24 protein-coding genes and 2 pseudogenes are annotated in these 26,986 nt (G+C 67.6%); 10 read left to right on the top strand and 16 right to left on the bottom strand.

Translation table 11 applies throughout. From position 1 onward, the window contains the following. On the top strand, nt 1-227 hold a 227-nt coding region (locus NCC78_RS04740; protein WP_250791925.1), incomplete at its 5' end, for a WYL domain-containing protein. Nucleotides 228-260: 33 nt separating this feature from the next. Here NCC78_RS04740 and NCC78_RS04735 read toward each other — a convergent pair. Together NCC78_RS04735 and NCC78_RS04730 are read right to left on the bottom strand one after the other, a co-directional pair. Next, nucleotides 261-509, bottom strand: a complete 249-nt coding sequence (locus tag NCC78_RS04735; protein WP_250791924.1) for a hypothetical protein — start codon at nt 507-509, stop codon at nt 261-263. A 156-nt stretch (nt 510-665) separates the two neighbouring features. Further along, nucleotides 666-1,550, bottom strand: a complete 885-nt coding sequence (locus NCC78_RS04730) for a L,D-transpeptidase family protein (RefSeq protein ID WP_250791923.1) — start codon at nt 1,548-1,550, stop codon at nt 666-668. Nucleotides 1,551-1,728: 178 nt separating this feature from the next. Between NCC78_RS04730 and NCC78_RS04725 the strand changes: the two genes are divergently transcribed. Next, nucleotides 1,729-3,408, top strand: a complete 1,680-nt coding sequence (locus NCC78_RS04725; RefSeq protein WP_250791922.1) for a DNA repair helicase XPB — start codon at nt 1,729-1,731, stop codon at nt 3,406-3,408. A 1,025-nt stretch (nt 3,409-4,433) separates the two neighbouring features. Here NCC78_RS04725 and NCC78_RS04720 read toward each other — a convergent pair. From NCC78_RS04720 to NCC78_RS04705, 4 genes are all read right to left on the bottom strand, one after another. Continuing rightward, nucleotides 4,434-5,699 (bottom strand): hypothetical protein, encoded by a 1,266-nt coding sequence (locus NCC78_RS04720; protein ID WP_250791921.1) that lies wholly within the window; start codon nt 5,697-5,699, stop codon nt 4,434-4,436. Beyond that, nucleotides 5,699-8,107 carry an ATP-binding protein gene (locus tag NCC78_RS04715; RefSeq protein ID WP_284706250.1) on the bottom strand — a complete coding sequence of 803 codons (2,409 nt, stop codon included), beginning with the start codon at nt 8,105-8,107 and terminating at the stop codon, nt 5,699-5,701. The genes NCC78_RS04720 and NCC78_RS04715 overlap by 1 nt, the downstream gene beginning before the upstream one ends. 66 nt (nt 8,108-8,173) lie before the next feature. Continuing rightward, entirely contained in the window at nt 8,174-9,652 is a 1,479-nt protein-coding gene (locus NCC78_RS04710; RefSeq protein ID WP_250791919.1) for an Eco57I restriction-modification methylase domain-containing protein, read from the bottom strand. Between the two features lie 777 nt (nt 9,653-10,429). Continuing rightward, a complete protein-coding gene (locus tag NCC78_RS04705) occupies nt 10,430-10,639 on the bottom strand; it encodes a winged helix-turn-helix domain-containing protein (protein WP_210776427.1) in 210 nt (69 codons plus the stop codon). Nucleotides 10,640-11,054: 415 nt separating this feature from the next. On the opposite strand from NCC78_RS04705, the gene NCC78_RS04700 reads away from it, so the two are divergent. Next, a complete protein-coding gene (locus tag NCC78_RS04700) occupies nt 11,055-11,330 on the top strand; it encodes a DivIVA domain-containing protein (protein WP_372495051.1) in 276 nt (91 codons plus the stop codon). Beyond that, a complete protein-coding gene (locus NCC78_RS04695; protein ID WP_250791918.1) occupies nt 11,327-11,593 on the top strand; it encodes a hypothetical protein in 267 nt (88 codons plus the stop codon). Before NCC78_RS04700 ends, NCC78_RS04695 begins: the two co-directional genes overlap by 4 nt. Nucleotides 11,594-11,642: 49 nt before the next feature. Here NCC78_RS04695 and NCC78_RS04690 read toward each other — a convergent pair whose 3' ends face one another. Continuing rightward, nucleotides 11,643-12,560, bottom strand: coding sequence for an RNA polymerase sigma-70 factor (locus NCC78_RS04690; protein WP_250791917.1), 918 nt, complete (start codon nt 12,558-12,560; stop codon nt 11,643-11,645). A gap of 168 nt (nt 12,561-12,728) precedes the next feature. Between NCC78_RS04690 and NCC78_RS04685 the strand changes: the two genes are divergently transcribed. Further along, the gene (locus tag NCC78_RS04685) at nt 12,729-13,214 is read left to right on the top strand and encodes a carboxymuconolactone decarboxylase family protein (RefSeq protein WP_250791916.1); all 486 of its coding nucleotides are present in this window, start codon (nt 12,729-12,731) and stop codon (nt 13,212-13,214) included. Nucleotides 13,215-13,285: 71 nt separating this feature from the next. Here the strand turns inward: NCC78_RS04685 and NCC78_RS04680 are convergent, their stop codons facing one another. The 4 genes from NCC78_RS04680 to NCC78_RS04665 form a co-directional block, all read right to left on the bottom strand. After that, on the bottom strand, nt 13,286-16,153 hold the full coding sequence (locus tag NCC78_RS04680; protein ID WP_250791915.1) for a hypothetical protein: 2,868 nt from the start codon (nt 16,151-16,153) through the stop codon (nt 13,286-13,288). Nucleotides 16,154-16,425: 272 nt separating this feature from the next. Next, nucleotides 16,426-17,385 carry a zinc metalloprotease gene (locus NCC78_RS04675; protein WP_250791914.1) on the bottom strand — a complete coding sequence of 320 codons (960 nt, stop codon included), beginning with the start codon at nt 17,383-17,385 and terminating at the stop codon, nt 16,426-16,428. A gap of 204 nt (nt 17,386-17,589) precedes the next feature. After that, on the bottom strand, nt 17,590-17,934 hold the full coding sequence (locus NCC78_RS04670) for a type II toxin-antitoxin system HicB family antitoxin (protein WP_250791928.1): 345 nt from the start codon (nt 17,932-17,934) through the stop codon (nt 17,590-17,592). A gap of 348 nt (nt 17,935-18,282) precedes the next feature. Then, nucleotides 18,283-19,020: a TIGR03089 family protein gene (locus NCC78_RS04665; protein WP_250791913.1), complete on the bottom strand. Its 738-nt coding sequence runs from the start codon at nt 19,018-19,020 to the stop codon at nt 18,283-18,285. A 281-nt stretch (nt 19,021-19,301) separates the two neighbouring features. Between NCC78_RS04665 and NCC78_RS04660 the strand changes: the two genes are divergently transcribed. After that, nucleotides 19,302-20,081 (top strand): orotidine 5'-phosphate decarboxylase / HUMPS family protein, encoded by a 780-nt coding sequence (locus NCC78_RS04660; protein WP_250791912.1) that lies wholly within the window; start codon nt 19,302-19,304, stop codon nt 20,079-20,081. Between the two features lie 133 nt (nt 20,082-20,214). Here NCC78_RS04660 and NCC78_RS04655 read toward each other — a convergent pair. The 4 genes and pseudogenes from NCC78_RS04655 to ligD (NCC78_RS04640) all read right to left on the bottom strand — a co-directional run. Continuing rightward, nucleotides 20,215-20,442, bottom strand: a pseudogene (locus NCC78_RS04655) (replication-relaxation family protein); the annotation flags it as partial. Between the two features lie 447 nt (nt 20,443-20,889). Continuing rightward, a pseudogene (locus NCC78_RS04650) lies at nt 20,890-21,561 on the bottom strand (DUF2637 domain-containing protein); the annotation flags it as partial. A 285-nt stretch (nt 21,562-21,846) separates the two neighbouring features. Beyond that, the gene (gene ligD, locus NCC78_RS04645; RefSeq protein ID WP_250791911.1) at nt 21,847-22,764 is read right to left on the bottom strand and encodes a non-homologous end-joining DNA ligase; all 918 of its coding nucleotides are present in this window, start codon (nt 22,762-22,764) and stop codon (nt 21,847-21,849) included. Then, nucleotides 22,754-23,695, bottom strand: coding sequence for a non-homologous end-joining DNA ligase (ligD, locus tag NCC78_RS04640; protein ID WP_250791927.1), 942 nt, complete (start codon nt 23,693-23,695; stop codon nt 22,754-22,756). The genes ligD (NCC78_RS04645) and ligD (NCC78_RS04640) overlap by 11 nt, the downstream gene beginning before the upstream one ends. An 86-nt stretch (nt 23,696-23,781) precedes the next feature. Between ligD (NCC78_RS04640) and ku the strand changes: the two genes are divergently transcribed. Next, on the top strand, nt 23,782-24,810 hold the full coding sequence (ku, locus tag NCC78_RS04635) for a non-homologous end joining protein Ku (protein ID WP_250791910.1): 1,029 nt from the start codon (nt 23,782-23,784) through the stop codon (nt 24,808-24,810). A gap of 115 nt (nt 24,811-24,925) precedes the next feature. Here the strand turns inward: ku and NCC78_RS04630 are convergent, their stop codons facing one another. Next, entirely contained in the window at nt 24,926-25,318 is a 393-nt protein-coding gene (locus tag NCC78_RS04630; RefSeq protein ID WP_250791909.1) for a PPOX class F420-dependent oxidoreductase, read from the bottom strand. A 191-nt stretch (nt 25,319-25,509) separates the two neighbouring features. Here NCC78_RS04630 and NCC78_RS04625 point away from each other — a divergent pair, with 191 nt between their 5' ends. The 3 genes from NCC78_RS04625 to NCC78_RS04615 all read left to right on the top strand — a co-directional run bounded on the left by NCC78_RS04625 (nt 25,510) and on the right by NCC78_RS04615 (nt 26,953). Beyond that, on the top strand, nt 25,510-25,902 hold the full coding sequence (locus NCC78_RS04625) for a MerR family transcriptional regulator (protein ID WP_308220861.1): 393 nt from the start codon (nt 25,510-25,512) through the stop codon (nt 25,900-25,902). Continuing rightward, the gene (trxA, locus tag NCC78_RS04620; protein WP_250791907.1) at nt 25,872-26,219 is read left to right on the top strand and encodes a thioredoxin; all 348 of its coding nucleotides are present in this window, start codon (nt 25,872-25,874) and stop codon (nt 26,217-26,219) included. The genes NCC78_RS04625 and trxA overlap by 31 nt, the downstream gene beginning before the upstream one ends. Before the next feature lie 89 nt (nt 26,220-26,308). Next, entirely contained in the window at nt 26,309-26,953 is a 645-nt protein-coding gene (locus NCC78_RS04615; protein ID WP_250791906.1) for a DUF4241 domain-containing protein, read from the top strand. Nucleotides 26,954-26,986: the final 33 nt, after the last annotated feature.

The following is a 26,986-nucleotide window of genomic DNA, read 5'->3' as shown; positions in this document are numbered from 1 at the left end:
CGGCGCCGGCGCACAGCCACAGCGAGGCCCTCGCCGTGCTGCAACAGGCGGTGCGGGACAAGGCGCTGGTCTGGGTGGGGTACGTCGACGCGCACGGGGCGACCGCCTCGCGACTGGTCCGGCCGGTCTCGATCGGCGCGGGTTACCTGCGCGCCGAGGACGATCGGACGGAGATGCTGCACACCTTCGCCCTGCACCGGATCACCGCGGCGGTGCTGGAGGACTGAGCGAGGCAGTGCTGGAGGACTGAGCTGCGGCGGTCAGCGGCGGCTGCGGCGGACCGTCCCGACGACGGAGACGATGAGCAGCAGCGCGAATCCGGCGCCGGCCGACTCGCCGACCGAGTCGACGAAGCCCTGCCGGAGCACCAGCCACCCGAAGAGGAACCAGCCGACGAGCACCACCGCCGCGACCGTGTACGCGACCACGGTCGCGGTGGAGACCTCGTCGTCCGGTGCCCGGTGCTGGTCGGGTATGTGCTCCGGGATCGCTTCATGGTCGACCGTCATCTCCAGCCTCCCCGTCCAACTCCGGCCCTGGCGTCCAGCGTGTCACCGGTGCGCCAGGAGTGACAGGGGATAAATCCCGGAGCGGACGGCCTGTGCGACGCCGGACCGCCCCATGTCGGGGCGGCCCGGTGCGGCGCGACTCAGGTGCCGGGCGGCTCAGGTGCCGGGGCGGCGGCCGACCAGGACCACGCGGCTGCCGACCTTGCCCAGCTCCCAGTACCGGACGGCGTCGGCGTGCAGCAGGTTGACGCAGCCGTGCGAGCCGATCGACTTCTCGTGCAGGTAGGTGGTGGTCTCGTGGAAGCCCATCCCCTGGGTGAAGTGCTGCCAGTACGGCAGCCAGACCTCGTACGGGTCGGACCATTCCTTGATGTTGCGGTAGTTGATCGTGAAGGTGCCGGCCGGCGTGCGGTAGCCGGGCATCCCCGTGCGGGTCACCGTCGGCTTCACGATCACCTTGCCGCTGCGCATCACCCAGGTGGTCTGCCGGGTCAGGTCGATGCAGAAGGTGGTGCCCGAGCCGGCCGCGCAGCGGCTGGTGTCGGTGGTGGCGAGCCGCTTCGCCACGTCGTACGTGGTGGGGCCGGCGCGGCCGATGGCCGGGCGGATGTCGTACCGCTTCTGGAACTTCTTGATGGCGGCGCAGTCGGCGACGGACTGCCGGCCGTCCACGCTCACCGTGCCGAACCCGCCCAGCCGGGCGAGGTACGTCTCCACCTCGCGCTGGTGGTCGCCCTGTGGGCAGCCGGCGGCGGACGGCGACCCGGTGAGTTTCGCCGCCGGGCGCGTCGGCTTCGGCGTGGGCCGACCCGGCGTCGGGCTCGGCTTCGCTGTCGGTTTCGGCGCGACCGTGGTGGGTCCGGTCGGCTGGTCCGGCCCGGGCGTACCGCTCGCCCCCGTTAGCTGCTCCGCGGCGCCGACCGGGGCGGGACCCCCGCCCCCACCTCCGTCGGCCTGCGGATCGAACGCACACGCACCGGCGCCGACCAGCGTGACCGCTGCCAGGGCGACGAGCCGGTTGACCACACGCATCCGCATCATGACGCCTCCCCTGGACAGCCTGTCCCCTTGCTAGACGTATGGGAGTGCCGTGCCGGTTGCGCCCGGTGGGCAGATTTCTCGGCCGTCACCCGGCCGCGTGCAACACTGGATGGTCGGCCCGGGGCGCGCCAGTCGCCTCCCGGACGGCCGACGCCCCGAGGTGGAGGAGAGCGCTGGCGTGAGCAGCGGACCTTTGATCGTGCAGTCGGACAAGACCCTGCTGTTGGAGATCGACCACCCCGACGCCCAGGCCTGCCGGATGGCGATCGCCCCCTTCGCCGAGCTGGAGCGCTCCCCGGAGCACGTGCACACCTACCGGCTCACCCCGCTGGGGCTGTGGAACGCCCGCGCCGCCGGCCACGACGCCGAGGCCGTGGTGGACGCGCTGATCAAGTACTCGCGCTACCCGGTGCCGCACGGGCTGCTGGTGGACGTGGCGGAGACGATGGACCGGTACGGCCGGCTCCAGCTCGCCAACGACCCGGCGCACGGCCTGGTGCTGCGGGCGCTGGACCGGATGGTGCTGATCGAGGTCGCCAAGAGCAAGAAGCTCGCCGGCATGCTCGGCGACAAGATCGACGACGACACGATCCAGGTGCACCCGTCCGAGCGGGGCCGGCTCAAGCAGGCGCTGCTCAAGCTGGGCTGGCCCGCCGAGGACCTGGCCGGCTACGTCGACGGCGAGGCGCACCCGATCGAGCTGGCCGAGGCCGGCAAGGAGGGCCGCAAGCCGTGGACGCTGCGGTCGTACCAGCGGGAGGCCGTGGAGGCGTTCTGGGCCGGCGGGTCCGGCGTGGTCGTGCTCCCATGCGGCGCGGGCAAGACGCTGGTCGGGGCGGCGGCGATGGCCGAGGCGAAGGCCACCACGCTGATCCTGGTCACCAACACCGTCGCCGGCCGGCAGTGGAAGCGGGAGCTGATCGCCCGCACCTCGCTGACCGAGGAGGAGATCGGCGAGTACTCCGGTGAGCGCAAGGAGATCCGCCCGGTCACCATCGCGACGTACCAGGTGCTCACCTCGCGGCGCGGCGGCGCGTTCACCCACCTGGACCTGTTCGGCGCCCGCGACTGGGGCCTGGTCGTCTACGACGAGGTCCACCTGCTGCCCGCGCCGATCTTCCGGTTCACCGCGGACCTCCAGGCCCGCCGCCGGCTGGGCCTGACGGCGACTCTGGTACGCGAGGACGGCCGGGAGGGCGACGTGTTCAGCCTGATCGGCCCCAAGCGGTACGACGCGCCGTGGAAGGACATCGAGTCGCAGGGCTGGATCGCCCCGGCCGAGTGCACCGAGGTACGCGTCACGCTGACCGACGCCGAGCGGATGACCTACGCGACGGCGGAGGCCGAGGAGCGCTACCGGATGGCGGCGACGGCCCGCACGAAGCTGCCGGTGGTGAAGGCGCTGGTCGACCGGCACAAGGACGACCAGGTGCTGGTGATCGGCGGGTACATCGACCAGCTGCACCAGCTGGGGGAATACCTGGACGCACCGATCATCCAGGGCTCGACCACCAACAAGGAGCGGGAGCGGCTCTTCGACGCGTTCCGCTCGGGGGAGGTTCGCACCCTGGTCATCTCCAAGGTCGGCAACTTCTCCATCGACCTGCCGGAGGCGGCGGTGGCGATCCAGGTGTCGGGGACGTTCGGGTCACGGCAGGAGGAGGCGCAGCGGCTGGGGCGGGTGCTGCGGCCGAAGGCCGACGGTCGGCAGGCGCACTTCTACACGGTGGTGTCCCGGGACACGATCGACACGGAGTATGCGGCGCACCGGCAGCGGTTCCTGGCCGAGCAGGGGTACGCGTACACCATTGTAGACGCGGACGACGTGCTGGGACCGAAGCTCCCCAGCGTCGAGTAAGGAGAACCGGGTGCCGCCGCTCGGCGGTACGGTCGCGCATCAACGGGCCTGTCAATGCCTAGATCCCGGATCGCCCGACTGTGGCACCGCCTCTTTCCGCCAGCAGCCGGCGTAGGACGCCGGCTCCCGGCACTTGTCGGCTTCACTTGGTCGGCGCTGATCAGTGACAGTTCCCGCAGTCGCCGGCACGGGCGGGGCTGCAGGCGATCTCCGAACCCCTCCTCGCTGGCGCCGCCAGTTCGTCGGCGAGTTCACCAACCAAATAGAGGTCAGGCAGCGCGAGGGCAACCATGCCCTGGCTGCCGAGGCGAACGGACAACTGGTGTCGCTACCCGAATCAGGAACCCGGGCAGGCGATTGTTTCGTTCGAATGCGGGTCAAGATCGCTAGACTGGCTAACTAACGCCGGTGGGGCGCCAAGTCCAGGACACTATTTATCCAAAGCCCAGTGTCAATCCTTGATGCCTGCAGATCCTTGAGTTCCCGTGCGAGCTCGTGCGCGTTCGCACCCTTCGAAATCATCCACTTAGCGAGGTCGACGATAGTACCTGCCTGCAGGCCAACGTCCCACGCTACTCGTTTCGCAGTGTTATCGTGAGCGAGAATGGCGTGTCCGTGTCTAGTTGCATGAAGGATGCTTTCAGCTTCCCCGAGGTTCGCTTTTGGGTGCGACTTTGCTCGGACTCCCAGCCTCTGCGCCTTTTCTAGCTCGAGCTCCTTCAGCCTATCTAGAAGCGCCTCCAATATCGGGATCTCTTGAGGCTGAATCGGCGGTGCCATGGTCAGCCACGTGCAATCAGGCCGATCGAAGTGCTGAGCAGCTTTGCCCTTTGCGTCGCGCCCCTTAGCATGATTGGCAAGCTCCTGCCGCACGGCGTCTACCCAATGCGTACGAGATTTGCACCGGCGCTGAACCTGCTCTCGCAAGACTTGAGAGTGACCAAGGCACAGGAGAGGCCCGGTGTCAGTCACATACTGAGTCTCTTGCGTAATATCGATCGTACGTCTTGGGGAAGACCTCGGCCTCATTCGGACCTCCCCAGCTCGTTTCCATGAGCCATCGGAGGCTCGGGCCGGACGGTTTCATCCGACGCCCGGGCGCCCCTCAAATGCCACCGATCCATTGAAACCACCAGGGCCATAAGATCGGGATCAGCCTCTGACTCGAGATGCTTTCTGTGCGCCCAGGGCTCGTCCGCGTAAGGCGGCCAATCATCGGGCTGGAGGCGGACCGCATCAGACGCAGAAATTGGATCCGCCGAAACGGAATAGTCCGCGCTAAGCTCAAGGACTGGGTCGTCAATATTGAGGCGCGGCAGGGCGCTTCCATGAAGCGAGGACGCCGCGAACCCGATGCTCGCAAGATCGAGTTCGTCCTCGAGACCACACTCCTGGAGCATTTCATTGATGACGTGCCCTACACCGGCCCGCCACCACCGCAAACCCATGAATGTATTGAGGGGCCCCTGATAGAGGGCCTCATCAAGCTTCCTCTTCAGCTCGCTGTCCGATTGAAGGACCTCTTCCAGCGCGCTCGTCGTAAGGCCTAAAGAAGCAGCTACTTTGCGGCCATCTATCAAGAAGGTGGGGAAGGGCAAGATCCGATGAAGGAACCATCGAAGCCAAGCGCGGCCGGCCGTTCGTTGCGCAACAACATGCTGAGGAGGCCGGCATTGCTCCACCTGCCAACGCGCGTCCTCAGCCCAATCAGATTGTGGGAGGCGAAGCCACCGTGCTCCCGGATCACCTGACTCTGGCCCCCAATCCGATGGAAGGCTTGCCGTGGCGATCGCGAGCTGGGCAATTCGCGCTGCGGACGACGGCTTCCCTGCCTCCGGTAAATACCCCTTATCAAAGACCCACTCGAGGTTATACTGTCCTGCAAGCAGGTACTCTCGGGCAGCCCTCGGCAGTCCAGCCCCAATTTTCTCGGCCTCCCCCGTCCGCAATACGAAGGAGACAGCACTCGCAGGCGGCCCTTTACGGTCGCCGCTGGCCTCAACATGAGAACGTAGCACCGAGGCCAGACTAAGGCCGTCTGGAATCTTCATAGCGAAAGGTATAGACGAGCGGCTACGGCTTGACCAATTGTCAAGATACTGATCAACAATAACCGTGGTGGCCTTCGCCAAAATGTCCCCATCCAGATCATCTGGGTGGAGGGAGATGGCGTCAAGCCCTTCATCCTGCAACAGCTCCGCGAAGGCGAGCTGATCCTCGTCGTCAATAATGACTACGAGAGGTGCCTGGGCTCCGTCGGGTGTGGCAGGCACTTGCTGATCGGCTTGCATCATCGCTCCTGGGGGTCAGGAAGGTCAACGCGTACGCTCGTTGCGAAGCCCGGGGGGGCCTCGACGAAGTGAATAGTGCCTCGGTAGTCTTCCACAAGTGCCCTTGTAATGGGAAGCCCAAGACCAAGGCCTTGGCCTAAAACCTCGTTGACCTCCGTCGTAGTGCTCTCGAAGGGCAGGAACCACCGCTCAGCCTCTTCGAGATCGACGGCCGCACCAGTGTTGTGCACAAGAAGAGTAAGCCCTCTTCGCCCCAGCGCCCTGCTTTCGACACGAACTCGGCCTGGCGAACTTGCGTTTTTGACCGCATTCGTGAGGAGGTTTGTGAGTAGCACGCCTACCTCTGCGGGAAACATTGGCGGCGTTACAGCATCGGATTCGAGATCATCTTCGATCGTCACGTTCAGACGCGCTAGCTGACCGTGCAGGAGGCGTTGCACCACTGCTAGACGGTCCTTAATCCTAAGCCGGGAACGGCGGCGGCGAGGGTCGGTAACCAATACATCAGTTAGATAGCTGCTCTGCCGCGCAAGGGAGTGCGTCAGTTCGTCGAGAGCACGCGCAACCCGTCTGACCCGTTGAGACTGCACCTTGGCCAGCATTTGGTCGTATAGCAAGGGTTCAAGAAGCTGTTTGATCGTGCTGGCCTGTCCGAGCATTCCATTGACGTCATGAACGAATGCGCCTAACTGAAGTCCAACGCTCGCTAATACTCGCAGATCCGGCTGCAGGGTCCGCAGCCGCTCGAGCTCCGCGGTCGCAATGGTAAAGCCAGCGGTGAGCTTCTCAAGCGATGTGGCGTCAAGGTACGGCACGGTCGATGCCCGCAATGCCCCCACAACTCGGTGCGCCTCGCTGATGGCTGTCTTGGCCGCCACCTCGGCCGAAGCCGGAAGAAGAACGGCGGACGGGGGCATACTCGAACCCGAAGCGGTTGTAGGTGCGGGATGTTGAGGCGGCGCATACGGAGTGCCCCCTACTCCTGGTTCCCCCGCTTCCGGGCGCGGCCGTTGTTGTGGTGGCGAATCTCTTTGAGCGGCCTGCGCCGCCCGCGCCTCGGCTGCTCGACGCTCTCTTTCCGCAATCTGATTCGCCACGGCGCGCCGCACTCGGACGCTTAAATTGATGCCCGCCCTGACAATATCTACGAGTGCCTCAAAGGTCGAATTCGGAATGAATCCTTCCCGATTTACCAGGCTTTTAAGGCCGCCACTTCGCTCCTCCGTGAGGAAGACCGCGCCGAAATACCCGATGTTCCCAGTGGCCGAAAGAGCTTCCCGCCGGTCAGTTTCCAATTCGTCACTAACGTCTTGGTCTACGTCAATGGTGTAGAATCGGGGGCCAGAGCGGTAATCTCTATCAACGCCGAGCCAGTCGTCACCGTGTTCCCCATAGGGCAACACCCTGAATCCCTCAAGGTACACGCGGACGCCTGCGTTCGATCTAACAAATCCGGCCAGCGGACCCCGACGAGTGCTGGAGTTCGGATTAGTGAAGATTCTAGCTTGGAACCGAGGACGCTCGGCGGCTGGGTCGGATTTTTCGAAGTAGTAGGCCCGCGCGGCTGGCTCCCTTTTTGCATACGAGGCAAGCGGCGCAATGTGGTAGCGCACCGTGTCACCGAGTGCTTCAATCTCGACCAACCACTCAAAGTTCTCGCTGGCTTTATCCCAGAGATCGTCGCCGGTGTCGAGGTCCCCGCTTAGGTTGACTCGAAAACCCGGATCCTCTGAGGATACGTCCCTGATAAGGGGTGTGGAAATGAGGTTAGTTCCGGCAATGGTCCCCGGAACCCACCCAGGGTCCGCAAGCGCGTCCGGCGGCTGAGACGTTTTCAGCTCCGATACAAATATCGAGAGCTGCCGCTCTGTCCACCTAGATCGGAGGCGTTGAAGCTCGATTAAGGTACCAGGCGGTGTGGAAGTCGTCGGAGGCAATCGCTCGGTGTGGAGCCCTTCGCTTAACTCGTCTAAGGTGTCCTGTTCCTCGATCAGGTCCCAATCGAGCAGGGCGTGCACCCCTTCATGAGAGCTCTCTGATGCAGCGGGCCGTGGAACGCTAACCACCTTTAACGATGCGGCAAGCTTATGTGCTGCCAATCGCCCGATTCCCTTTTGTCCCGTATACCGGCGTCCGTAAAGGGGTGAGCGACGGATTGCCCCTTCCTTATCCCGGCCAGCTATGCGCAAGAATGCTGTCTGGAAACGGCCATGTGTCATGCCGTTGCCATTGTCTACGACTCGTAGTACAGCGTCACTAGAACCGAGGCTACTTGCGTAAAGAATTACCTCAGTTGCGTCAGCGTCGTACGCATTCTTGATGAGCTCGAGGATTGCCGTGCTGTCGCGGCCGACAAGAAGCTCGCCCAGCTCTCTGAGTAAGTGGGTATCAACACTGAATCCGGCCATCGACCTCACCTCAATTCATCATTGGCTCCCGTGCTGCGGCCGCTCGCAGCCAGTAAATAAGACTAATTATCCTACGGGCACTGCGAGGTTTCGGAGCGACCGAGGTTCGATTTTCGATGACCCTCCCTGATATTGGCGAGAAATAGCCTGCAAGGAAAGTTGCCCGTCATCGCTTCGTAGCCATGCCGCCAGGTGCTGTAGGTTCCACGGGGCCAGCGGGCCGAGGTAAATACCGTACAGGTTATTGCTGCCAACCGCACCGGCCTCATTGCAGATTACACGATGATGCCCTTTACCAACTGGTGCCAAAAATATGTCTGGGGTAGCCACGAGCTCTACCGTGTGCCAGACTTTGCGTTGTATCGCAAGATGCCTGTTGTGCACCCCAAGCGATTTTCCTTTTGATAGATAAGCTTTCAGATCTTCGTCCGTCTCCGCCGCATCACATCCGTTCATGTCTAAAAGCCATCTCGGTGCCCCTGCTGCACCGATGGCTTCATGGGCTTCGAGATCTAAGGTGTCGCCTGGACAGTGGGACGCCTTGACGAGAGCAGGCCGGAGGGCCTTGTCAGGCAACCCTTCGCGAGACCGTTCGCAATCAGAAAGGAAGAAGAAGTTGTTCGCGCCGGTTGCCACACCTCGTCGGATCGTGGCAACACTTCCCAGACTTAGGCTTCTGTCTGCATGCATCGTCGCACTTTTAGTTGTCGTTAGTCGTGTGAAAGATGGCGGACAGGGACCACTACGATCGATCGTTACTTCGGAGTTCTTAGTGACGGTCTGACGTCCGTATTTATCTGTCAGATCCAACGTGCGTGCAACAAAGGGCTGGCCTAATCCCTGTTCGGGTCCCACGGAGAGGATCATGGCGGTGACTTGCGTCCCAGGAAATACCTCCACCGTGCTGGGGAAGAGATCGACCTCAACTCGTCGTCGGCGTGAATGCCATAACCAGCTTCGCAGCTCGCGGCCGTAACGTGTCTCACACCATGAACCGGGCAGCAAAAGGCACAATGAATCGGCTGGACGTAGAGCGTTGATGGTGGCTGCTAGGAAGTAGGCAGAGAGGCCCGCGAGTCCGCTCGTCACCAGGTTTCCTGCAGCTTCCCGGGCCCGCTTTTTTTGACTCGCGGTCATCAGCTGGTGGCGCGTGTATGGAGGATTGCCTAGGACGAGCCGTGGTCCCTCCAGTTTCGGCCAATCGCGATTGATCCACTCGAGGTAGTCTTGGGGCACAAGCTTAACCGGGCCTTGCTTACCCTTTGATCTACCTTTTGCTCGGGCGTCTACTCGTGCCGCCAATAAGCCTAAGGTGACGACATTGAGGTCGACAGAGATGGTGGTGGATGTTGGCCAGATATGCCTGGCTGAAACCGTGAAGGCACCGACCCCCGCGCCCGGATCAACAATGTGGGACGGGCGGCCCCGAAGTACCGGTCGTATGGTGTCGATCATGTAGCGGACGATCGCTGGAGGCGTAAAAAAGGTGCCCAACTGCCGGCGGTTCTCGCCGCTTACCAGGATTTGGTATGCCTCAGCGAGCACGTCTAGATCGGAGTCAAATGACTCGCGTATCGACTGAAGTAGCTGAGGATCCGGGGGCAATGGGGCAGCGCTCGTCCACTCAATTAGCGGGGGGGGCCAATGTGGAGCGGCATGCGGGGCCAAGGCCTTTGCTACGGCTCCAAGTGCCGAAAGCCGTCTCAGCTCTTCATCGTTTGCACCAGGGACAAGGCTTGCGGGGAGGGGATTACCCTGGTTAGCGTCAACCCACCGCACCAAGTTGACTACGGGGGGCGGGAGGTTGCTCGGTAGGCGACGCACGGGCCACAGCTTAGCTGTCCGGCCGCATGGTCACGAGACCGCACACGTTACCTGGCTCAAGGCGTTTGGCGTGGGTCGGGTGTGAGATCGCCATGCTCGGACTGCCACGCTGGCTCCTACAACGAGTGAGGAGTCGCGGCGACTGCGGCGGCCGTCTCCGGAGAGTCGGGGGCTATGGGGGCCGTCAGGGAACCCCTCGCACTCACCGCGAGCGACCGGGCCCGGGATTCAGGTGGGTCAAGTGCTGCATGTCGTCCGATAGATACATTGGCCCAAAGGGCAGTGGAGAGCCCCAAGATCGTCGCGTGCCCGTGGGGCGCACGTAAGACTGACATGGGTTGTCGCCCCTGTAAGACAAGGGCCCACCCGGGCCATGTGCTAGGGACGAACAGGCCAGCGACGCATCGCCGGAGGCCCGAAGGGGTCGTTTGTCTTTCAATTGTCAGGCTCAGTGGATGCCCCCTAGACGGGACGCCTAACTCACCACCGACTGGCTGGTCAGCGTCGGGTGGACTCTGCGACGAAGACGCCGCGACCTGGGCGACCGACCAGCACGCCCTGCTCCCGCAGCGTCGCGATCGCACGCTGAATGGTCGAGTGCGAAACGTCGTAGGAGTCGGCAAGCGCTCGACCTGAGGGCAACTGGCTGCCCGGCGGATAGGTTCCGTCCTTGATCTTGCTTCGCAGGTCGTCCAGCAGCTCGTCCATGGTGGGCGGAATAGGCACGATGCGGCCCCTTGCAGTCGGTTGGCCCACCCAGTATTGATCCACACCCTCGACGTAGGCAATGCATCTACTGAAAGAGGTGACGGTGGTGACATGGCTGATAGTGATGATGGTTCAGTAGAAGAGGACAGATGCGTACTTGACGTAGGTGATGCTGCCTCGGTAGCGTCGCTCTCGGTGATGCGGTGCTGCTGCGGTCGGTTGGCGCCTCTCGTACCGGTCTCGCATCGCCGCCGAGACCTCACCCTCCGCGCTCCCCCGGCGCGGCCCTGCTGCCGTACCGCCGATCGAGGCTGCGGTGGCAGGGCGGGGCGGTCTCCGCCGACCGCAACCGGCGGAGGCCGCCCCCTCCACTTCGACGCGACCCGACGAAGGGCGGTCCCCCGTGCGCGACCTGATCCGCCGGCTGGTGAGCCGACGCGAGGAAAGACCACCGACGGCAGAAGCCCATCACAAGCACCCCCTGCGGCCCTGGCAGATCCGCGAGCGGTGCTTCAACGTCCGCCGGCGCGGCCTCGACCCCGTCGAGATCCGCGCCTTCCTGGACCGGGTGGCCGACGAACTCACCGTCGCGCAGACCGCCCTGGTCGCGGTGCAGGAGGAGAACGTACGGATCAAGAACGCGCTGCGCGCCTGGCAGAGCGCCCAGTCGGCGAACCACCGCTACCGATGACCGAGCGTTGGGTGATCCATCTGCCGGTCACCGCACCCGACCTGCTCCGGGCCCGGATCTTCGCCCGGACCGCCGCCCGGGTGCTGGCCCGGCTCAGCACCCGCGTCGAGCCGGGCGGGGTGACCGTCTCGGCCGAGGACCAGCAAGGCGTACGCCACTGGGTCTTCTGCGACCAGCGACTACCCGGCGACGCGCGGTGTGCCCTGCCGGTCGACCACACCGCGCCCTGCTCGCGGCGCCCACCAGGGCTCCGGCGGCCCTGACGGGCCCCGACCGCAGCCGTCGCACCGCCCGGCGGAACATCGCGCCGGCTCACCGGCTCAGGACGTTTTCCCGTTCCATGTGGGACAGCTTCTCGGGGTTGCGCACGGCGTAGATCCCGGTGATGAGGCCGTCGTCGACCCGCAGCGCCAGGACGGTGTCCATCTCGCCGTTGAGTTGGACGATCAGCGCCGGGTAGCCGTTGACCTGCGCCGGCTGCCACGACGTGCTGCCCGCGATCTTGCCCCACCCGCCAGCCAGCAGGCGGGCCACCTTGTCGGCTCCGAGGATGGCCCGCGGGACGGCCTGCTTGACGCCGCCGCCGTCGCCGAGCAGGACGACGTCCGGCGCGAGGATGTCGAGCAGGTTCTGTATATCGCCGGTTTCGACGGCCCGCTGGAACGCGTCGAGCGCGTACCGGGTCTCGGCCGCGGAGACGACCTGGCGGGGCCGGCGCGCCGCGACGTGTGCCCGGGCCCGGTGGGCGATCTGGCGGACGGCGGCGGGGTTCTTGTCGACGGCTTCGGCGATCTCGTCGTAACCGAGGTCGAACACCTCGCGGAGCACGAACACCGCCCGTTCGGTCGGCGCGAGGGTCTCCAGCACCAGCAGCATCGCCATCGAGACGCTGTCGGCCAGCGCGACGTCCTCGGCGACGTCGGGAGTGGTGAGCAGCGGCTCGGGCAGCCACGGGCCGACGTAGGACTCCTTGCGGCGGCTGAGCGTGCGCAGTCGGGTGAGTGCCTGGCGGGTGGTGATGCGGACCAGGTAGGCGCGCTGGTCCCGGACCGTGCCGAGGTCGACGCCCGCCCACCGCAGCCAGGTCTCCTGCAGGACGTCCTCCGCGTCGGCGGCCGAGCCGAGCATCTCGTACGCGACGGTGAAGAGCAGGTTGCGGTGGGCGACGAACGCCTCGGTGGCCGGGTCCGGGCGGTCGTCGTCGGCGGCGGTCTGCGGCGTGCCCACCATGAGTGACTCCTCTTCGCTCTCGACTGCGTCACCCATCAGATGCCGCAGCCGGCCGTTCTGTGACACCTACGGTTGTGGCGGTCGTCACCCGGCCGCGCCGTCACAGGGCGCTGCTCGCCGGCATCTCGTGTTCGTCCAACCGAACACCGGGAGTGAAGGACGGAAACCATGGACGCCCGATTCAACATGCTCGACAACGAGATCGCCATGAAGTTCTTCAAGCGGTTCGCGAACGCCGGCATGGTGATCCAGCAGTCGTCGCTGCCGAAGGCCACGCAGGAGCTGGTGTCGCTGCGGGCCAGCCAGATCAACGGCTGCGGCTGGTGCATCGACATGCACACCAAGGAGGCCGTGGCGGCCGGCGAGAGCGCGGTCCGGCTCAACCTGGTCGCCGCCTGGCGCGAGTCCACCGTCTTCACCGAGGCCGAGCAGGCCGCGCTGGCGCTCGCCGAGGAGGGCACCCGGCTCGCCGACGCCCACCAGGGCGTGTCCGACGAGACCTGGGCCCAGGTGCGCAAGCACTACGACGACGACCAGATCGCCGCCCTGGTCGCCCTGGTCGCCCTGATCAACGCGGCCAACCGGCTCGCCGTGATCGTGCACCAGCGGGGCGGTTCCTACCAGCCGGGCATGTTCGCCGCCGCGTTCGACTGACGCGCCGAGGCTGACGCGGCTCGACGCGGTGGGCCGCCCCATCCGGGACGGCCCACCGCGTCAACTCCAGGTCAGGAGAAGTCGACCAGGAAGTAGTAGTTCGTCGTGTCGGTCCACACCCCGTCGGCCGTACGTCCGCGCACCCCCATGGTGTGCGAGCTCGCCGAGGTCGGCGTGTAGTTCGCGGTGCCAATCCCGGCGGCGTTCGCCGCCACCATCACCGGCTGCCCGTCATCGACCGTGTACTCGAACTCCACCACACCCGGACTGCCCTGGGTGAAGGTGAACTCACCCGGCACGCCCACACCACCGGCCCACTGGTTGGCCGGGTAGGTGCTCGACGACACCAGCGGCGCCGTGCCGACCAGGAACGGGTAGTCCGTCTGTGGCGTGTACCCGCCCGTTGCGGTGCGACCCCGCACCGAGAAGACGTTCGCGCCGTTGCGATCCATGGTCACCGAGATGTCGGTCACCAGCGCGTCGGGAGTCTTCGGCACGCTCTGCCAGGCACCGCCGTTGAGCTGGTACTCGAAGGTGGTCACCTCGCCGATCTCGGTGTAGACCCCGAACCTGCCGACCGCGCCGATCCCGCCACGAGGGGTGTACTCGTCGTACGCGCTACTCACGTTCACGCGCGGGTCCCGTACGCGGAAGTAGTACCGCCGCTCCGCGCTGACCGTGCCGTCGGCCGCCCGGCTGGTGACCGTCAACAGGGTGTACCCGGGATGCGTCGGCGTGATCTCGATCGTGGCCTTACCGTCCGCTCCGGCGGCCACGACCCGCTCTTCGCCGCTGTACTCCAGCACGTAGCGGTACTCCACCACGTCGGAGCGGCCCGGGTTGAAGGTGAACCGACCCGGCTGGCCGGGCTGGCCGGCGGAGTCGTTCTCCGGGTAGTCGCTGGACGTCACCACCGGTGCGTCGCTGACCTCGAACGTGTAGGTCCGCGTCGGCGAGAAGGACCCGTCCAGGAAACGCGTGCGTACGGTGAGTGTATTGCTGCCGGAGCGGTCAGGCGTCAACGTCACCTGAGCCCAGCTGTACTCCGGGTCGACGGTCTGCTCGGGCCCGTCGTTGAGCCGGTAGAGGTAGGCGTCCACGTCCGGCATGGCGGTGTCGAAGTTGAACTCGCCGGGGATGCCCACGCCGCCCCACGCGCCGTACTCGTAGTAGGTGCTGGAGTAAACGGTCGGCTTGATGTCGATGACGTTGAACTGGTACTGCTGGACCTCCGAGACGGTGCCGTCGGCGCTGATGCTACGGACGTTCAGCACGTACCAGTTGGGCTCCGTCGGCGTCCAACGCAGCACCGCAGTGCCGTCTGCTGCCGCGTCGATGCGTTGCATCTCGTCGTAGAGGAACGCGTACTCGTACGCGACCACCCCGGTGCGGCCGGGCCGGAAGGTGAAGCTGCCCGGGCGGTCGACCACGCCGTCGTGGTCCGGGAAGGCAAAGTCGGCCGACTCCACGAACGGGGTGTCGCGGACCGACACGTCCTCGGTGTACGCGCCGACCAGCTCCGCTCCGACGTAGCTGCGCACCTGGACCTTGACGAGGCCAGCCTGCGTGAACATCACCGGTACGTCGGTCGTGCCATCGGCGTCCGCCGGGACCCGGACCTCGTCGCCGTCACCGATCTTGTAGCCGAACTCGGTGACCCCCTCGACACTGTTGGAGATCGCCAGTTGGCTCGGCAGGCCGACACCACCCACCGTCACCCGCACCCCCGGCGCCGTGGACCGCACATAGAACTCGTAGTTGGTCACCTCGGAGGAGTTCGACGCGCTGTCCACGCTGCGCACGCTCAGGTACTCAACGAACGAGGTCGGCGTGTATTCAAGCGTTGCGTCCGCGCCCGGCGCCGGCGCAGCGACGTAGTTGTACGTGTCGCCGAAGCGTCCCCAGTAGTAGCCGACCACGTCCGGCGATCCGTTCGCCTTGAACGTGATGGTGCCTGGAACTCCCGCACCCCCATGCGGCTCGCCGTCATTCGGGTACTTGTCAGAGGTCACCACAGGTGCGGCCGGTGGCTGCCCGTCCACCTTCACGTAGCACGGCTCGGCCCACTCCGAGTAGTCGTGACCGTCGAAGGCACGTGCGGTCCAGGCCACCACGATCCCGTGCGGGTACTGCGACATGTCCCAGCCGACCTTGGCGAGAGTGCTTCCGTAACTCGACCCGAACCGCTCGGAACGCTGGTCCTCATGGCCGACCGGCCAGGCCGCGAACTGCCCGTTGAAATTGGAGTCATTGCTGTCCGCGTCCGCGCCCCGGATCATCAGGCTGTAGTAGCGCGCCCCCACCGGCTGGGGGTTTTCCTTCGAAGCGCAGGACCACGACGGAAACTCGAGCCCGATCTTCTCCACCGTCGGAGCGTGGTTGGCCACAGCGCGGATCGCCGGGAACGGGCGGAGCTTGCGGCCGTGGGAAAGCTTGCCTTCGTAGCCGTGCGGCACGCGGATCTCGACGGTGAGGGTCTGCTCGTCCTGGCTTGCCAGCTTCTGCAACGCGGGCATGATGTCCCACACCAGATAGCCGGGGCAGGCGGCCTCGCCGCCAGCCTGGACGGTGCCGAGCAGCTCACGGTGGCGCGGCGCCGACTCCCAGCTCGTGGTCGCCTTGATCGGATCGGTGCGCCAGAGCTCGACCGGCTGGGCCGACGCGCAGTCGGCCGCCGATCGCTCCGCGATGACCAGGTCCGCCTTGTGGATGACGGACCCACGGAAACGCGAGATGTCGAAGGTGAAGTAGGACCGGGACTTGTGCTTGTTGCCGCCCGCATCTGCCCAGGCGCCGATCGGCGCGTCTCCGGAGGGGTTGACGAACGACTGGTTCGGCAGGTGAGAGTCCGTGAAGGCCCAGCCGGACTTGCTCACGTCCCGCTGCTCGTATGCCTGCGCCGGCATGCCGGTGACGCTCACCAGGCCCGCGCCAAGCATGATCCCGAGTGTTGCGGCCAGCAATCTTCGTGCTCGCACGATCGATACACCCCCCGTGGGCGATGGCGCGCTTCGCCATCAAGCTGCGCGAGCATATCGACGTACGGCAGGGTTTCGCGTGACCGATTCGGATTGCCTCCGACCGTCGATCGGCCCGTTTACGTGCGGCGAGAGAACCGTGGGACCTGCGGTTGTCCTGCGAGGCGTGTCCGGCCGCAAAAAGGGGGTTGGCGGGCCGCTGAGCGCGGCCCGCCAACCCCGGCAGTGCTTCGTTACTTGACGCCGCCGGCCCGGAACGCCACCCAGGCGTCGCTCATCCGGTCCGCCTGTCCGGCGCTGAACATGTTCATGCAGGAGTCCTGCGTGTAGTCCATGAAGTTGTGGATCGGGTCGAGCCCGGGTGCGGTGCAGGTGTCCGCGCCCACCGGGCAGTTGAACTGCGGGTGCGCCTCGCGCGGGGTGTCCGCGACGAAGTCGCCGGAGGCGGAGCAGCCGTGCGCGAAGGTGTGCTCCAGCATCAGCCAGTGCCCGACCTCGTGCGTCAGCGTGTCGCCGAGGGCGTACTTGCCGGCCGTGCCGCCCGGCATCGACTCGTCGAGGATCACCACGCCGTCGATGAAGTCCCGGCCGTTGTTGTAGCCCTTCGGGAAGTACGCCCAGCCGAGCAGCCCGCCGCCGATGTTGGCCGCGTACACGTTCAAGGTGCGGGAGTCGCCGGTGTACAGCGCCTGCTTCATGTCCCGCTCGTTCTTGCCCGGCACGACCGTGTACCAGTCGCTGTTCACCGTCCACGTGGTGTCGACGAGGTCGAACCGGAACGGCGTGTCGGCGGCGTTCGCCGCGGTGCGGCCGGCGAACGAGTCGTTGAGCACCGTCATCTGGTCCGCGATCAGGGTGTTCCACCTGGTCGTCTCCGCCGCGGTGAGCGGGTGGTCGGAGACCATGTGGAAGACCGTCGGCACGGTGACGCTGCCGTTGGCCAGGCGCGGGGAATCCTTGATCACGCCGTAGGCGTTCGCCTCGTTCTTGGAGTACAGCTCCGGCTCCTGGGCGGTGGCGCCCTCGGCGACCCGGGCCGCGCTGTGCTCGTCGGCACCCGGCTCGCACGCCTCGACACCCGGCGAGAAGGTCACGGGTGCCGCCGCCACCGCGCCGTAGGCGCCACCGGACGCCAGGAACGTGGCGGCGGTGGCGGTGAGGACTGCCAGTCGGAAGATCGGTCTCCTGTGCATCGGTGCACCTTTCAGGGGATGGAGCGGTGCGGAGTCGACGCGGGGTTGCCATGACCAGGTCAATGACGTCGTCTTCCCGGTATAAGACCACGTCGATGGCGGCGGCAACAGACCTGGGGACAGGCTCGTGGCCCGGTGACGGCAGGGAGGCCGAGGAGGCTGGCGGATATGCACCCGGACGGGCAGGTGCCTCTCCCCGCTGGGTCAGGCCGCCCTGAGCTTTCGTAGGACGTACTGGTTGAGGCTCATGCCGTCCTCGGCGGCTTGGATGGCGAGCTCGCGGTGCAGGCTCTCGCCGACGCGCAGGTTGAACTTGCCTGAGTAGCTGCGCTCAGCGAACGGCTGCGGCACCTGCTCGCCCTGCTCCTCCATGTCCGCGATCACTTCACGCAACAGATCCTGGAGCCCCTGCAAAGCCTCGACCTGCGAAGAGGCCAGCCACGACAGAGACGGAAACTCGGCGCAGGTGGCCACAAACTCGCGATCCTCGGCCGACCAGGTGACGCGATAGGTGTAGTGGGAGATGTCTGGACGGGACTCGTTATGCATCACATGGCCTCCTTCTTGTCTATCGCCTTGAGCACCTGCCGTACCTGGTACGCCTTGGCCTTGCCCTTGTCGTTCTGAATATTGACGCGCGGGTCGCCTACCCCATCTTGAACACAGCGTGGGAGGTGCCAGCTTGCCGCGGCTTCCCGAAGTAGTGCTCGCACACCCCGTAGAGATCGTTGTAGGAGATGTTCTGCTGGTTCTTCCGCATCGCCTCAACGAGCTTGGCTATGGACGGCACAGGCCGATGGTACTACCAGCGGTACCATCGCTCAACGCTTTGCGGCCAGTGGCGAAGCAACGGCCGCCGAGGACCCGGCGGACCAGCGCCTGGTGTCCCAGGCACCGCTACAGGACCCGGGTGACCTGCTCGGCGGCGATCCGGGCGTCCCGCCGGGCCGGGTCGAGGTTGGCGCAGAGCACCACGGACGCGCCAACGGACAGCGGTGCCAGCAGCCACTTCAGCGGCTGCTCGTGCTCGGCGGCGTCGATGAGCAGCCGGTCGCCCGCCCGCAGGTCGAGCTGGTCCGCCAACTCCCGGGCGACGCTCCCCCACTCGTCGTAGCTGGTGCCGTCCGGGCTGGCCGGGTCCGACGGGCGGATCGAGGCGTGGTCGGGCGGCGTGTCGGGGTGCCGGAGCACCTCGGCGGACCAGTCGAGCCAGCCGGCGGGCACGTCGTCCAGCGGCGCGGGCCGGGTGCCGACGAGGTAGCGGTGCGTCCCCTCGGGGACGTCCTCCAGCCAGTCGTCGAGGCGTTCCGGGGTCACGAAGACCGCGTCGTACGGCAGGTCGCCGCCCGGTTCGAGGACTGGCAGCCCGGCGGTGGCCTCCGGCCGGAACGACACCGCCAGCCCGACCGACCAGGCGCCGAGCAGCACGGCCGCGGTGCGCCAGTGCGGTGGCAGCAGTACGGCGACGCGGTCGCCGGGGCGCAGCCCGCAGCCGTCCCGGAGCAGCCCGGCGCTGCGGGCCGCCCACCGGCCGAGCTGTTGCGCGGTCAGGTCGACCCTGTCGCCGGTCGCGTCGTCGCACCAGGTGAGCAGCGGTGAGTTCGGCGCGGTGGCGGTGGCGGGCAGGCCGGTCATCGACGGCGCTCCTTCGGTCGGTTCGCCTCACCCTAGCCACCGGCCCGGGACCACCCGGGCCATCCCGGCGCGGCGTGCGGCAGCCACCGGCCCCGGCATGCCTACGGCAAGCCAGAGCCGCCCGCGGCCGTGGAGCCGCGAGCAGCCTGTCGCTGGATGGGAGACCACCAACCGGTCAGCGGTCGTCCCGGGGCACGGGTTCCTCCCGCAGCGCCCTCTTCGGCCTGCTCCGAGAAATCCGCACCGGTGCCCTGCGGCTACCCACGAACGTCCAGTCCGCCTTGATCAGCCAGGGCGTCGCCTCGGCCGACTGGCTCGTTCGCACTGAAGCCAACCTGCTCGACCGACACGACATCGCCACGAGCGCAGCCGCAGGCATCAGCAAGGAGGCCTTCCGGCGCCTCCGAGACGGACGCGCCCTTCAAGTCGCGCTCGATGTCCGCGACATTGACCACGCCATCGCCGTCGCGCAGGCCGCCGCCAGCGCTGGCGTGCAATTCATCGAGATCGGCGACCCGCTCATCAAGAGCGTCGGCGTCCGGGCCATCAGCGCTATCAAGCAGCGGACCCCTGGTGCGTGGATTGTCGCCGAGATGATGTCCGCAGACTGGGGACGCGACCAGGTGGTTCTCGCGACCGAGGCCGGAGCCGACGTCGTGCTGCTCATCGGACCCGCCAGCATCGCCAGCGTCTCCGCAGCCGTCGAGGCGAGCAGACGCCTGGGCGTCCCCATCATGATCGACGTGCCCGAGGGCCGGCTGATCCAAGGCTGGGTGCAGGACATGGAACGCGCAGGAGTCGACGGCTTCGCCATCACCACGAACATCGACCTGGGCGTAGCCGGTTTCCACCCCCTCGACCAGGCACAACTCATCAGGTCGTGGACCAAGCTGCCGGTCGCGGTCTCCGGCGGCTTCGAACCCACCGACGTTGAGGCCAGCCGACGACGCTCATGGGACATCCTCGTCGTCGGTCGCGGAGTCACCGACTCCCTGGACCCCGCCGTCGCCGCACGGGACCTCGCCGCGTCGATCGAACTCACCGAAGGACATCGCTCATGAACATCGCCCCGCTCACGGTCGACCGCATCCCCGACCTCGAGGAACTGCTGGCGCTGGGTGAGCCGTACATCAGGCTGCGGGGTTCATCGGACTACTGGCTGTACGCCACGCTGTTCGCCAACACCTGCCCACTCGCGCCTCCGTCGGCCTTGTTGGGCCGGAACCGGTCAACCGCCCGCAGCAGCGTGAGGCGGCGTAGCCGGCGTTGGGTGAAGTCCAGGGACGGGAACAGGGCGACGGCGATCTGGTCGGTGGTGAGCACACCGTGGTCGTAGAGCCAGCCCAGCAGCCGGTCGTCGCGGGCGGTGATGCTGGCCTGCAGCCGCAGCAGCGGATCCGCCGTTGATTGTTGTTTACGCATGGGCGGCCCCTGGGGGACACCCCATACACGAGGGTGTGTCTGGAGCGGCATTCCTCTGCTGAGAGCGGCCCTGACCTGGGCTGGGAGCGAAGGAGGGGGGTCAGGTTGGGGGTCAGCATCAAGCCGGACGGTAGAACGGAGATCCGCACTGACTCCTACACGGCGGGCCGCACCGAATCCAGTGTGAGAATGCGATGAGAGTGCGTGTGAGTCTCGCCGGTGACGGGACAGGCGAGGAAGGTGATCGCTGTACTGCGACATCATCGTTGTTGCTCCAACGTCGAAGATGTGGGTGAGTGCGGCGCGTGCACCGGCCGCTGCGAGGTGGCGGACGGTCGGCGCAGGCGCGCTGACAGGTTGTGTCAGGTCGCGGGCTTGCTGAGCAGGCGCCCGAGTTGGTCTGACAGCGGCGGCTGGGTCTGACAGAAGCCGTAGTTCAGGTTTCTGTCATGCGGCCCTCCTCGGTGACGTCCGGTGTGGGCGGGGTGGCCTCGGCGCGCAGGACGCGCACGAGCGCGGAGGCGGTGGCCTTGACAACTGGTGCCCGTCCGCGCGCAGCTGCCGGGCGAGGGCCGTCCGGGACAGCGATGTCCCCTCGGCGGTGAGGGCGCGGGCGGCGGCCCGCGCGGCCGGAACCAACGCGGCAACCTCCGGACCGCCCTCGCCTGTCGCCGCCTCGTGGTCCGGGCGGTCCGGGACCGCCGATGGTTGGTCCGCGACGGCGGGGACCGCTGTCGCGGTGTCCGGGACCGCGGTGGCGGCGGCGGGGTCGGGCGGGTGTGTGTCCGGGACCGATGCGTCGACAGTTAGCGGCGGTCCGGGCTCGGCCCGCACTGGCTGGTCGGTCGAGCGGGGTGCGGTGGGGTCGGCGCGGCCGAGGGCGATCTTCACCATCGCCAGAAAGCCCAGGGCCGGCACGGCGGCGGCGATCCAGCCGATCACCGACGCCTCCGCCTCCACCACCTGCGCCGCCAGCGACAGCGACACCGCTACCACGAGCACCGCGGCGGGGAAGACGACGGACTTGCCCAGGCGCCGCTTGCGCCGCAACTCCAGGCCGGCGGCGATCGACATCAACTCCAGGACGATCGCGTCGGCCCAGGCCAGCCAGCCCGGCCGCCCGTGCCCGGCGGCGACGTCGTGGACATGCGTGAATGACGCCGCGCCGGCCGCGCCGCCGCTCGTACACCTTGACCAGGCTGTCCTGGAGCAGTTCCTCGGCCCGCCACCGGCCGCCGGTCAGAGCATGGCCAGCCGGATATGTCGCTGCCAGGCCACCTCGACGAAGGCGACGTACGACCGGTCCGCCGGGGACAGTGGTTGCGTTTGGTCGGTCACGCCCCTAACACGTGGCGGTGTCACAGAAGGTTGTCTCGGGCCGCGGACGCTTTCGCCGATGCCGACCTACGAACCGGCTGGAAGCTCCGGGCCGCCGTCCAGCAGCGGGGCCAGCAGGTCCCCCTGCTTCTCCACCCGCGTGAGCACGTCGGTCGCCGTGTACGGCTTCGTCGCAGGCCGCTTCCCCGCCGCACCCGCCTCCACCTCGTCCCAGGTCAGCGGCGTGGAGACCGACGGCACGGACTGCGCGCGCAGCGAGTACGGCGCCACGGTCGTCTTCGCCGCGTTGTTCTGGCTCCAGTCGATGAAGATCTTCCCCGGCCGCAGGTTCTTCGCCATCTTCGACACGATCAACTTCGGGTGTGCCTTCTCCAACTCCTGCGCGATCCGCTTGGCGTAGGCGGAGACGTCGTCGGCGTCCTGGGTGCCGGCGATCGGGCAGCAGAGCTGCATGCCCTTCTTCCCGGACGTCTTCGGGTAGCTGTCGATGCCGTCGTCGGCGAGCCGGTCGCGCATCAGCAGCGCCACCTGGCAGCACTGCCGCAGCGCGGCCGGGGCGCCCGGGTCCAGGTCGACGACCATCATGTCCGGGTGCTCGCCGACCTTCCACTGCGGCGTGTGCAGCTCCAACGCGGCGAGGTTGGCCAGCCAGACCAGGGTGGGCAGGTCGTCGGCGACCACGTAGTCGATGGTCTCCCGGCCCTTGGTCGACCCGGGCGCGGGCAGCGTCTCGACCCGCACCCAGTCCGGCGTGGCGGCCGGGGCGTTCTTCTCGAAGAACGACTTGTCGTCGACGCCGTTGGGGAAGCGGATCCGGGTCAGCGCCCGGTCGGCCAGGTGCGGCAGGAGCACCGGGGCGATCCGGGTGTAGTAGTCGATCACCTCGCCCTTGGTGAACCCGGCCGCCGGAAAGAGCACCTTGTCCAGGTTGGACAGCTCCAGCTTGCGCCCCTCGACCTCCACCCGGAACCGTTCAGCCGGCATCGTCGACCTCCTCCGGAGGCTTGTCGGGTCGCAGCCGGAGCACCCGGGGGAACCGCAGCCGCCCGTCCGGGGTGCGCTGGCCGTACTTCACCTCCACCACGACCCGGGGTGTTACCCAGATCGCGCCCCGGGCATCCTCGCGCGGCACGTCGCCGGAGAACGGGGAGTTCCCCGACCGGAGTGGTTCCAGCTCGCGCAGCAGCTCCCGCTCGATCGCGGCGCCGATCCCACCGCCGACCCGACCCCGGTAGATGAGCCGCCCGTCCGGGCCGGGCACCCCGACCAGCAGGCCGCCGATCCGGCGCGCCCCGGGCCGCCAGCCGCCGATCACGAAGTCGCCGGTGACCTCCAGCTTGACCTTCAGCCAGTCCGGCGAGCGCACGCCGGCCCGGTAGACCGAGTCGACCCGCTTGGCCATCACCCCCTCCAGCCCGTGCTCGCCGGCGGCCTCGTAGGTGGCCGGGCCGTCCGGGAAGACCGGCGGCACCGCCCAGCGGGCGCCGCCGAGCGCCAGGCCGTCCAGGGCCTCCCGCCGTCGGGTGTACGGCCAGCCGGTCAGGTCGTCGCCGTCGAGCCGGAGCAGGTCGAAGATCATGTACGTCACCGGCATGACCGCCGCCAGCCGGGCGGCCTTGTTCCGGTCCCGCACGTGCATCCGCTCGGCGAGGGCGGTGAACGAGGGCTGGCCGGTCTCGCCGAGCAGCACCACCTCGCCGTCGAGCAGCGCGTCGCCCACCTGCTCGGGCAGGCCGGCCAGCTCGGGGTAGGCGGCGGTGATCTCCACGCCGGAGCGGGCGTACAGGTGCTGCCGGCCGCCGGAGATGTCGGCGAGCGCGCGGACCCCGTCCCACTTGAACTCGTACGCCCAGCCGGCACCCGCCGGGAGCGGCCCGGTGGTCGCGAGCATCGGCTTGAGCGGCGCGCCGGGCACCTTCTGACTGTACTTGCGCACGGAAGCGCTCGCGTGGCCTTCGATCTTTTGCGAAGCTGAGCAGTACCGGGGAGAGGAGCACGAGGATGCGGGCCATCTGGAAGGGAGCCGTGTCGTTCGGCCTCGTCTCGATCGCGGTCAAGCTGTACTCGGCGACCGAGGAAAAGGACATCCGGTTCCACCAGGTGCACCGGTCCGACGGCGGCCGGATCCGCTACAAGCGCACCTGCCAGGTCTGCGGCGAAGAGGTCACCTACGACGACATCGCCAAGGGCTACGACATCGGCGGCGGCGAGATGGTGATCCTCACCGACGAGGACTTCGCCGAGCTGCCGCTGACCAGCTCCCGGGCGATCGACGTGCTGGAGTTCGTCCCCGCCGAGCAGGTCGACCCGATCCTCTACAACAAGGCGTACTTCCTGGAGCCGGAGGGCGCGGCGACCAAGCCGTACGTGCTGCTGCGCGACGCGCTCACCGACTCGGAGCGGGTGGCGATCGTCAAGGTCGCCCTGCGCCAGCGGGAGCAGCTCGCCACGCTCCGGGTGCGCGAGGGCGTGCTGCTGCTCAACACGATGCTCTGGCCCGATGAGATCCGTCAGCCCGACTTCGGCTTCCTCGACGAGGACCTCAAGGTCCGCCCGCCGGAGCTGGCGATGGCCAGCTCGCTGATCGACTCGATGGCCGGTGAGTTCCAGCCGGACGCCTTCACCGACGACTACCGGGCCGCGTTGCAGGAGGTCATCGACGCCAAGGTGGAGGGCCGCGAGGTGGTCCAGCCGGAGGAGGTCGAGGAGGCGCCGGCCGCGGCGGTGGACCTGATGGCCGCGCTGAAGGCCTCCGTGGAGCGGGCCCGGGCGGCCCGTGGGGAGCCGGCGGCGGCGACCGGCGGCGCCGGTGAGCCGACCCCGATCTCCGCGGCCCGGTCGGCGCAGAAGGCGGCGAAGGCGCCGGCGAAGAAGGCACCCGCGAAGAAGGCCGCCGAGAAGAAGGCGGCGGAGAAGAAGGCGGAGCCGGCCAAGAAGGCCGCCGCGAAGAAGACGGCGGAGAAGAAGGCCGCCAAGGCGCCCGCGAAGAAGGCGGCGGAGAAGAAGGCGGCACCCCGCAAGACCGCCTGAGCCCCACGCCCCTGCCCGGGTGTCGGAGAGGGCGCGGCCCGGGTGTCGGGAAGGGCCCCGGCCCGGGTTTTGGGAAGGGCCCCCGCCTCGCGCAAGGGCCCCTCCTCGTCGGGTGTCAGCCCCGGCCGAGCTTCTGGGTGGGCCTGATCCGGACGATCACCCGCTCCTCGCCCGCCTGCCGGAACGGGTAGGTGTCCTGGCCGAGGTACTTCTGCGCCATCCGGTCGATGTGCTCGTCGGCGCCGTCGTCGACCAGCTCCGCGGTGCCCTTCACCCACAGCGTGCGGAAGTCGTTCGCCTTGTCCACCACGGAGACCGCGACCTCCGGGTTGCGCTGGATGTTGTCGTACTTCACCCGGCCCTTGGCGGTGTTGAAGATGATGTGCTCGCCGTCGGTGTCCACCCAGACGGGCGTGACGTGCGGGGAGCCGTCGGCCTCGATCGTCGCCACGTGGGCGAGCTGCGGTTCGGCCAGCAGGGCAAGGTCTTCGTCGGTGAGGATCGCCATGGTCGGAATCTACCGGTGCCCGGTCCCGTCCACCGGCTTCCGGCGCGGACCGGCGGTGAGGCGGTCCCGCCGGCGGGTTGCACCCCGGGCGGAGCCCGGTCCAGCCCGCGGGTTGCCGGCGGCCGGAGGTTGCCTTGACGCCGGTGACAAGGTCTAGCGTCATCCGCGACGCCACCGGCGAGGGAGGTCGGATGCTGATCGGGGAGTTGGCTGAACGCGCCGGCACGAGCACCCGTGCGCTGCGCTACTACGAGACGCACGGGCTCGTCCGGGCGGACCGGTCCGCCAACGGCTACCGGGTCTACGACGAGGCGGAACTGCACGTCGTACGCGAGATCCGGGCGCTGCTCGCGGTCGGCTTCGGCCTCGACGACATCCGCCCGTTCGTGGCCTGCCTGCGGGCCGGCAACACCTCCGGGCACGTCTGCCCCGACTCGGTGGCGGTGCTGCGCCGGAAGCTGGCCGAGGTCGACGCCGGCATCGAACGGCTCCACACTGTCCGGCGCGAGTTGCGCGACCAGCTCGCCCACGCCATCACCCAACGGGAGGAAACATGCTTGAGACTGCGCGGAACGGCCCGCTGACCGCCGTCACCGACGACACCTTCGCCACCGTGGTCCTCGCCGCCGACCGGCCGGTCGTGGTCGACTTCTGGGCCGACTGGTGCCCGCCGTGCCGGGCGATCTCGCGCAGCCTCGCCGAGCTGGCCGGGGAGTTCGCCGGGCGCATGGACTTCGCCACGATCGACACCGACGCGAATCCGGACGCCACGCGCACCTACGGGGTGATGTCCCTGCCCACCCTGCTGGTCTTCCACCGCGGCGAGGTGGTCGGCTCGATCGTCGGTTCCCGGCCGAAGAACCACCTGCGCCAGTCCCTGGCCCGGCACCTCGGAGGCTGACCGCCCGCACCGAGATGCGGTGACGGATCTCCCGGACGTCGGCCGCTGCGGGTAGGCTCCGCCGGCCGGCCGCCGACCGAGGAGACCCCTTGCCGTACACCCCCGACCTGGCCCGGCTGCTCACGCCCGGTGCCCGCTACACCGACGAGCACGGGACGTACGTCGTCGAGGCGCACCCGGCCGGCGAGATCGTGCTTCCCACCGGCCAGGTGGTGGGCTGCGACCCGCTGGTCTGCCCGGATGCGGAGCCGTTCACGGTCACCGTGCCGCCGGGCCGCTACCCCGCCCACGCCTGGGTGGCGGCGGTGCTCCGGGAGGACGCCGAGGTGGACCGGCGGGTGGCCGCGCTGCAACTGGTGATCCACGACGCGCCGGTGGTTCGCTGGGAGCCGGCCATCGCCGGCGACCAGGACGTCGCGGCCCTCGGCCCGGACGACTATTTCGGGTACGGGGTGGACGCCGGGACCGGCACGCTGGCCGACCCGACGGCGTTGAGCGTCCTGGAGAACTGGGACTACGACCGGGTGGAGGAGGTCTTCATCCCGTCCCGGCCGCCGGCCGGCCCCGTGCCGGGGCTGATCGACGCGGTCCTGGACGAGGCGTCCGGCGCCAACGTCCTGACCGTCAGCTCCGGCTGGGGCGACGGCCACTACGGGACGTGGATCGGTCGGGCCGCCGACGGCCGGGTCACCTCGTTCGTGACCGATTTCATGGTGGTGCCGGGGCCGGCGTGAGCCGCGCGGCGCAAGCGCGAGCGCCGAGGCGGC

It is taken from the genome of Micromonospora phytophila (genome assembly GCF_023656545.1).
Lineage (GTDB): Bacteria > Actinomycetota > Actinomycetes > Mycobacteriales > Micromonosporaceae > Micromonospora > Micromonospora phytophila.
Note: the sequence above shows the minus strand (reverse complement) of the source record. Positions and strands in the feature narration are given on the sequence as shown.

Bases quoted from the DNA above. Each gene is read 5' to 3' on its own strand.
- NCC78_RS04735 (WP_250791924.1), bottom strand. From the start codon at position 509: ATGACGGTCGACCATGAAGCGATCCCGGAGCACATACCCGACCAGCAC.
- NCC78_RS04730 (WP_250791923.1), bottom strand. From the start codon at position 1,550: ATGATGCGGATGCGTGTGGTCAACCGGCTCGTCGCCCTGGCAGCGGTC.
- NCC78_RS04720 (WP_250791921.1), bottom strand. From the start codon at position 5,699: ATGCAAGCCGATCAGCAAGTGCCTGCCACACCCGACGGAGCCCAGGCA.
- NCC78_RS04715 (WP_284706250.1), bottom strand. From the start codon at position 8,107: ATGGCCGGATTCAGTGTTGATACCCACTTACTCAGAGAGCTGGGCGAG.
- NCC78_RS04705 (WP_210776427.1), bottom strand. From the start codon at position 10,639: ATGGACGAGCTGCTGGACGACCTGCGAAGCAAGATCAAGGACGGAACC.
- NCC78_RS04695 (WP_250791918.1), top strand. From the start codon at position 11,327: ATGACCGAGCGTTGGGTGATCCATCTGCCGGTCACCGCACCCGACCTG.
- NCC78_RS04690 (WP_250791917.1), bottom strand. From the start codon at position 12,560: ATGGTGGGCACGCCGCAGACCGCCGCCGACGACGACCGCCCGGACCCG.
- NCC78_RS04685 (WP_250791916.1), top strand. From the start codon at position 12,729: ATGGACGCCCGATTCAACATGCTCGACAACGAGATCGCCATGAAGTTC.
- NCC78_RS04680 (WP_250791915.1), bottom strand. From the start codon at position 16,153: ATGCTTGGCGCGGGCCTGGTGAGCGTCACCGGCATGCCGGCGCAGGCA.
- NCC78_RS04675 (WP_250791914.1), bottom strand. From the start codon at position 17,385: ATGCACAGGAGACCGATCTTCCGACTGGCAGTCCTCACCGCCACCGCC.
- NCC78_RS04670 (WP_250791928.1), bottom strand. From the start codon at position 17,934: ATGCATAACGAGTCCCGTCCAGACATCTCCCACTACACCTATCGCGTC.
- NCC78_RS04665 (WP_250791913.1), bottom strand. From the start codon at position 19,020: ATGACCGGCCTGCCCGCCACCGCCACCGCGCCGAACTCACCGCTGCTC.
- ligD (WP_250791911.1), bottom strand. From the start codon at position 22,764: ATGCCGGCTGAACGGTTCCGGGTGGAGGTCGAGGGGCGCAAGCTGGAG.
- ku (WP_250791910.1), top strand. From the start codon at position 23,782: ATGCGGGCCATCTGGAAGGGAGCCGTGTCGTTCGGCCTCGTCTCGATC.
- NCC78_RS04630 (WP_250791909.1), bottom strand. From the start codon at position 25,318: ATGGCGATCCTCACCGACGAAGACCTTGCCCTGCTGGCCGAACCGCAG.
- NCC78_RS04625 (WP_308220861.1), top strand. From the start codon at position 25,510: ATGCTGATCGGGGAGTTGGCTGAACGCGCCGGCACGAGCACCCGTGCG.
- trxA (WP_250791907.1), top strand. From the start codon at position 25,872: ATGCTTGAGACTGCGCGGAACGGCCCGCTGACCGCCGTCACCGACGAC.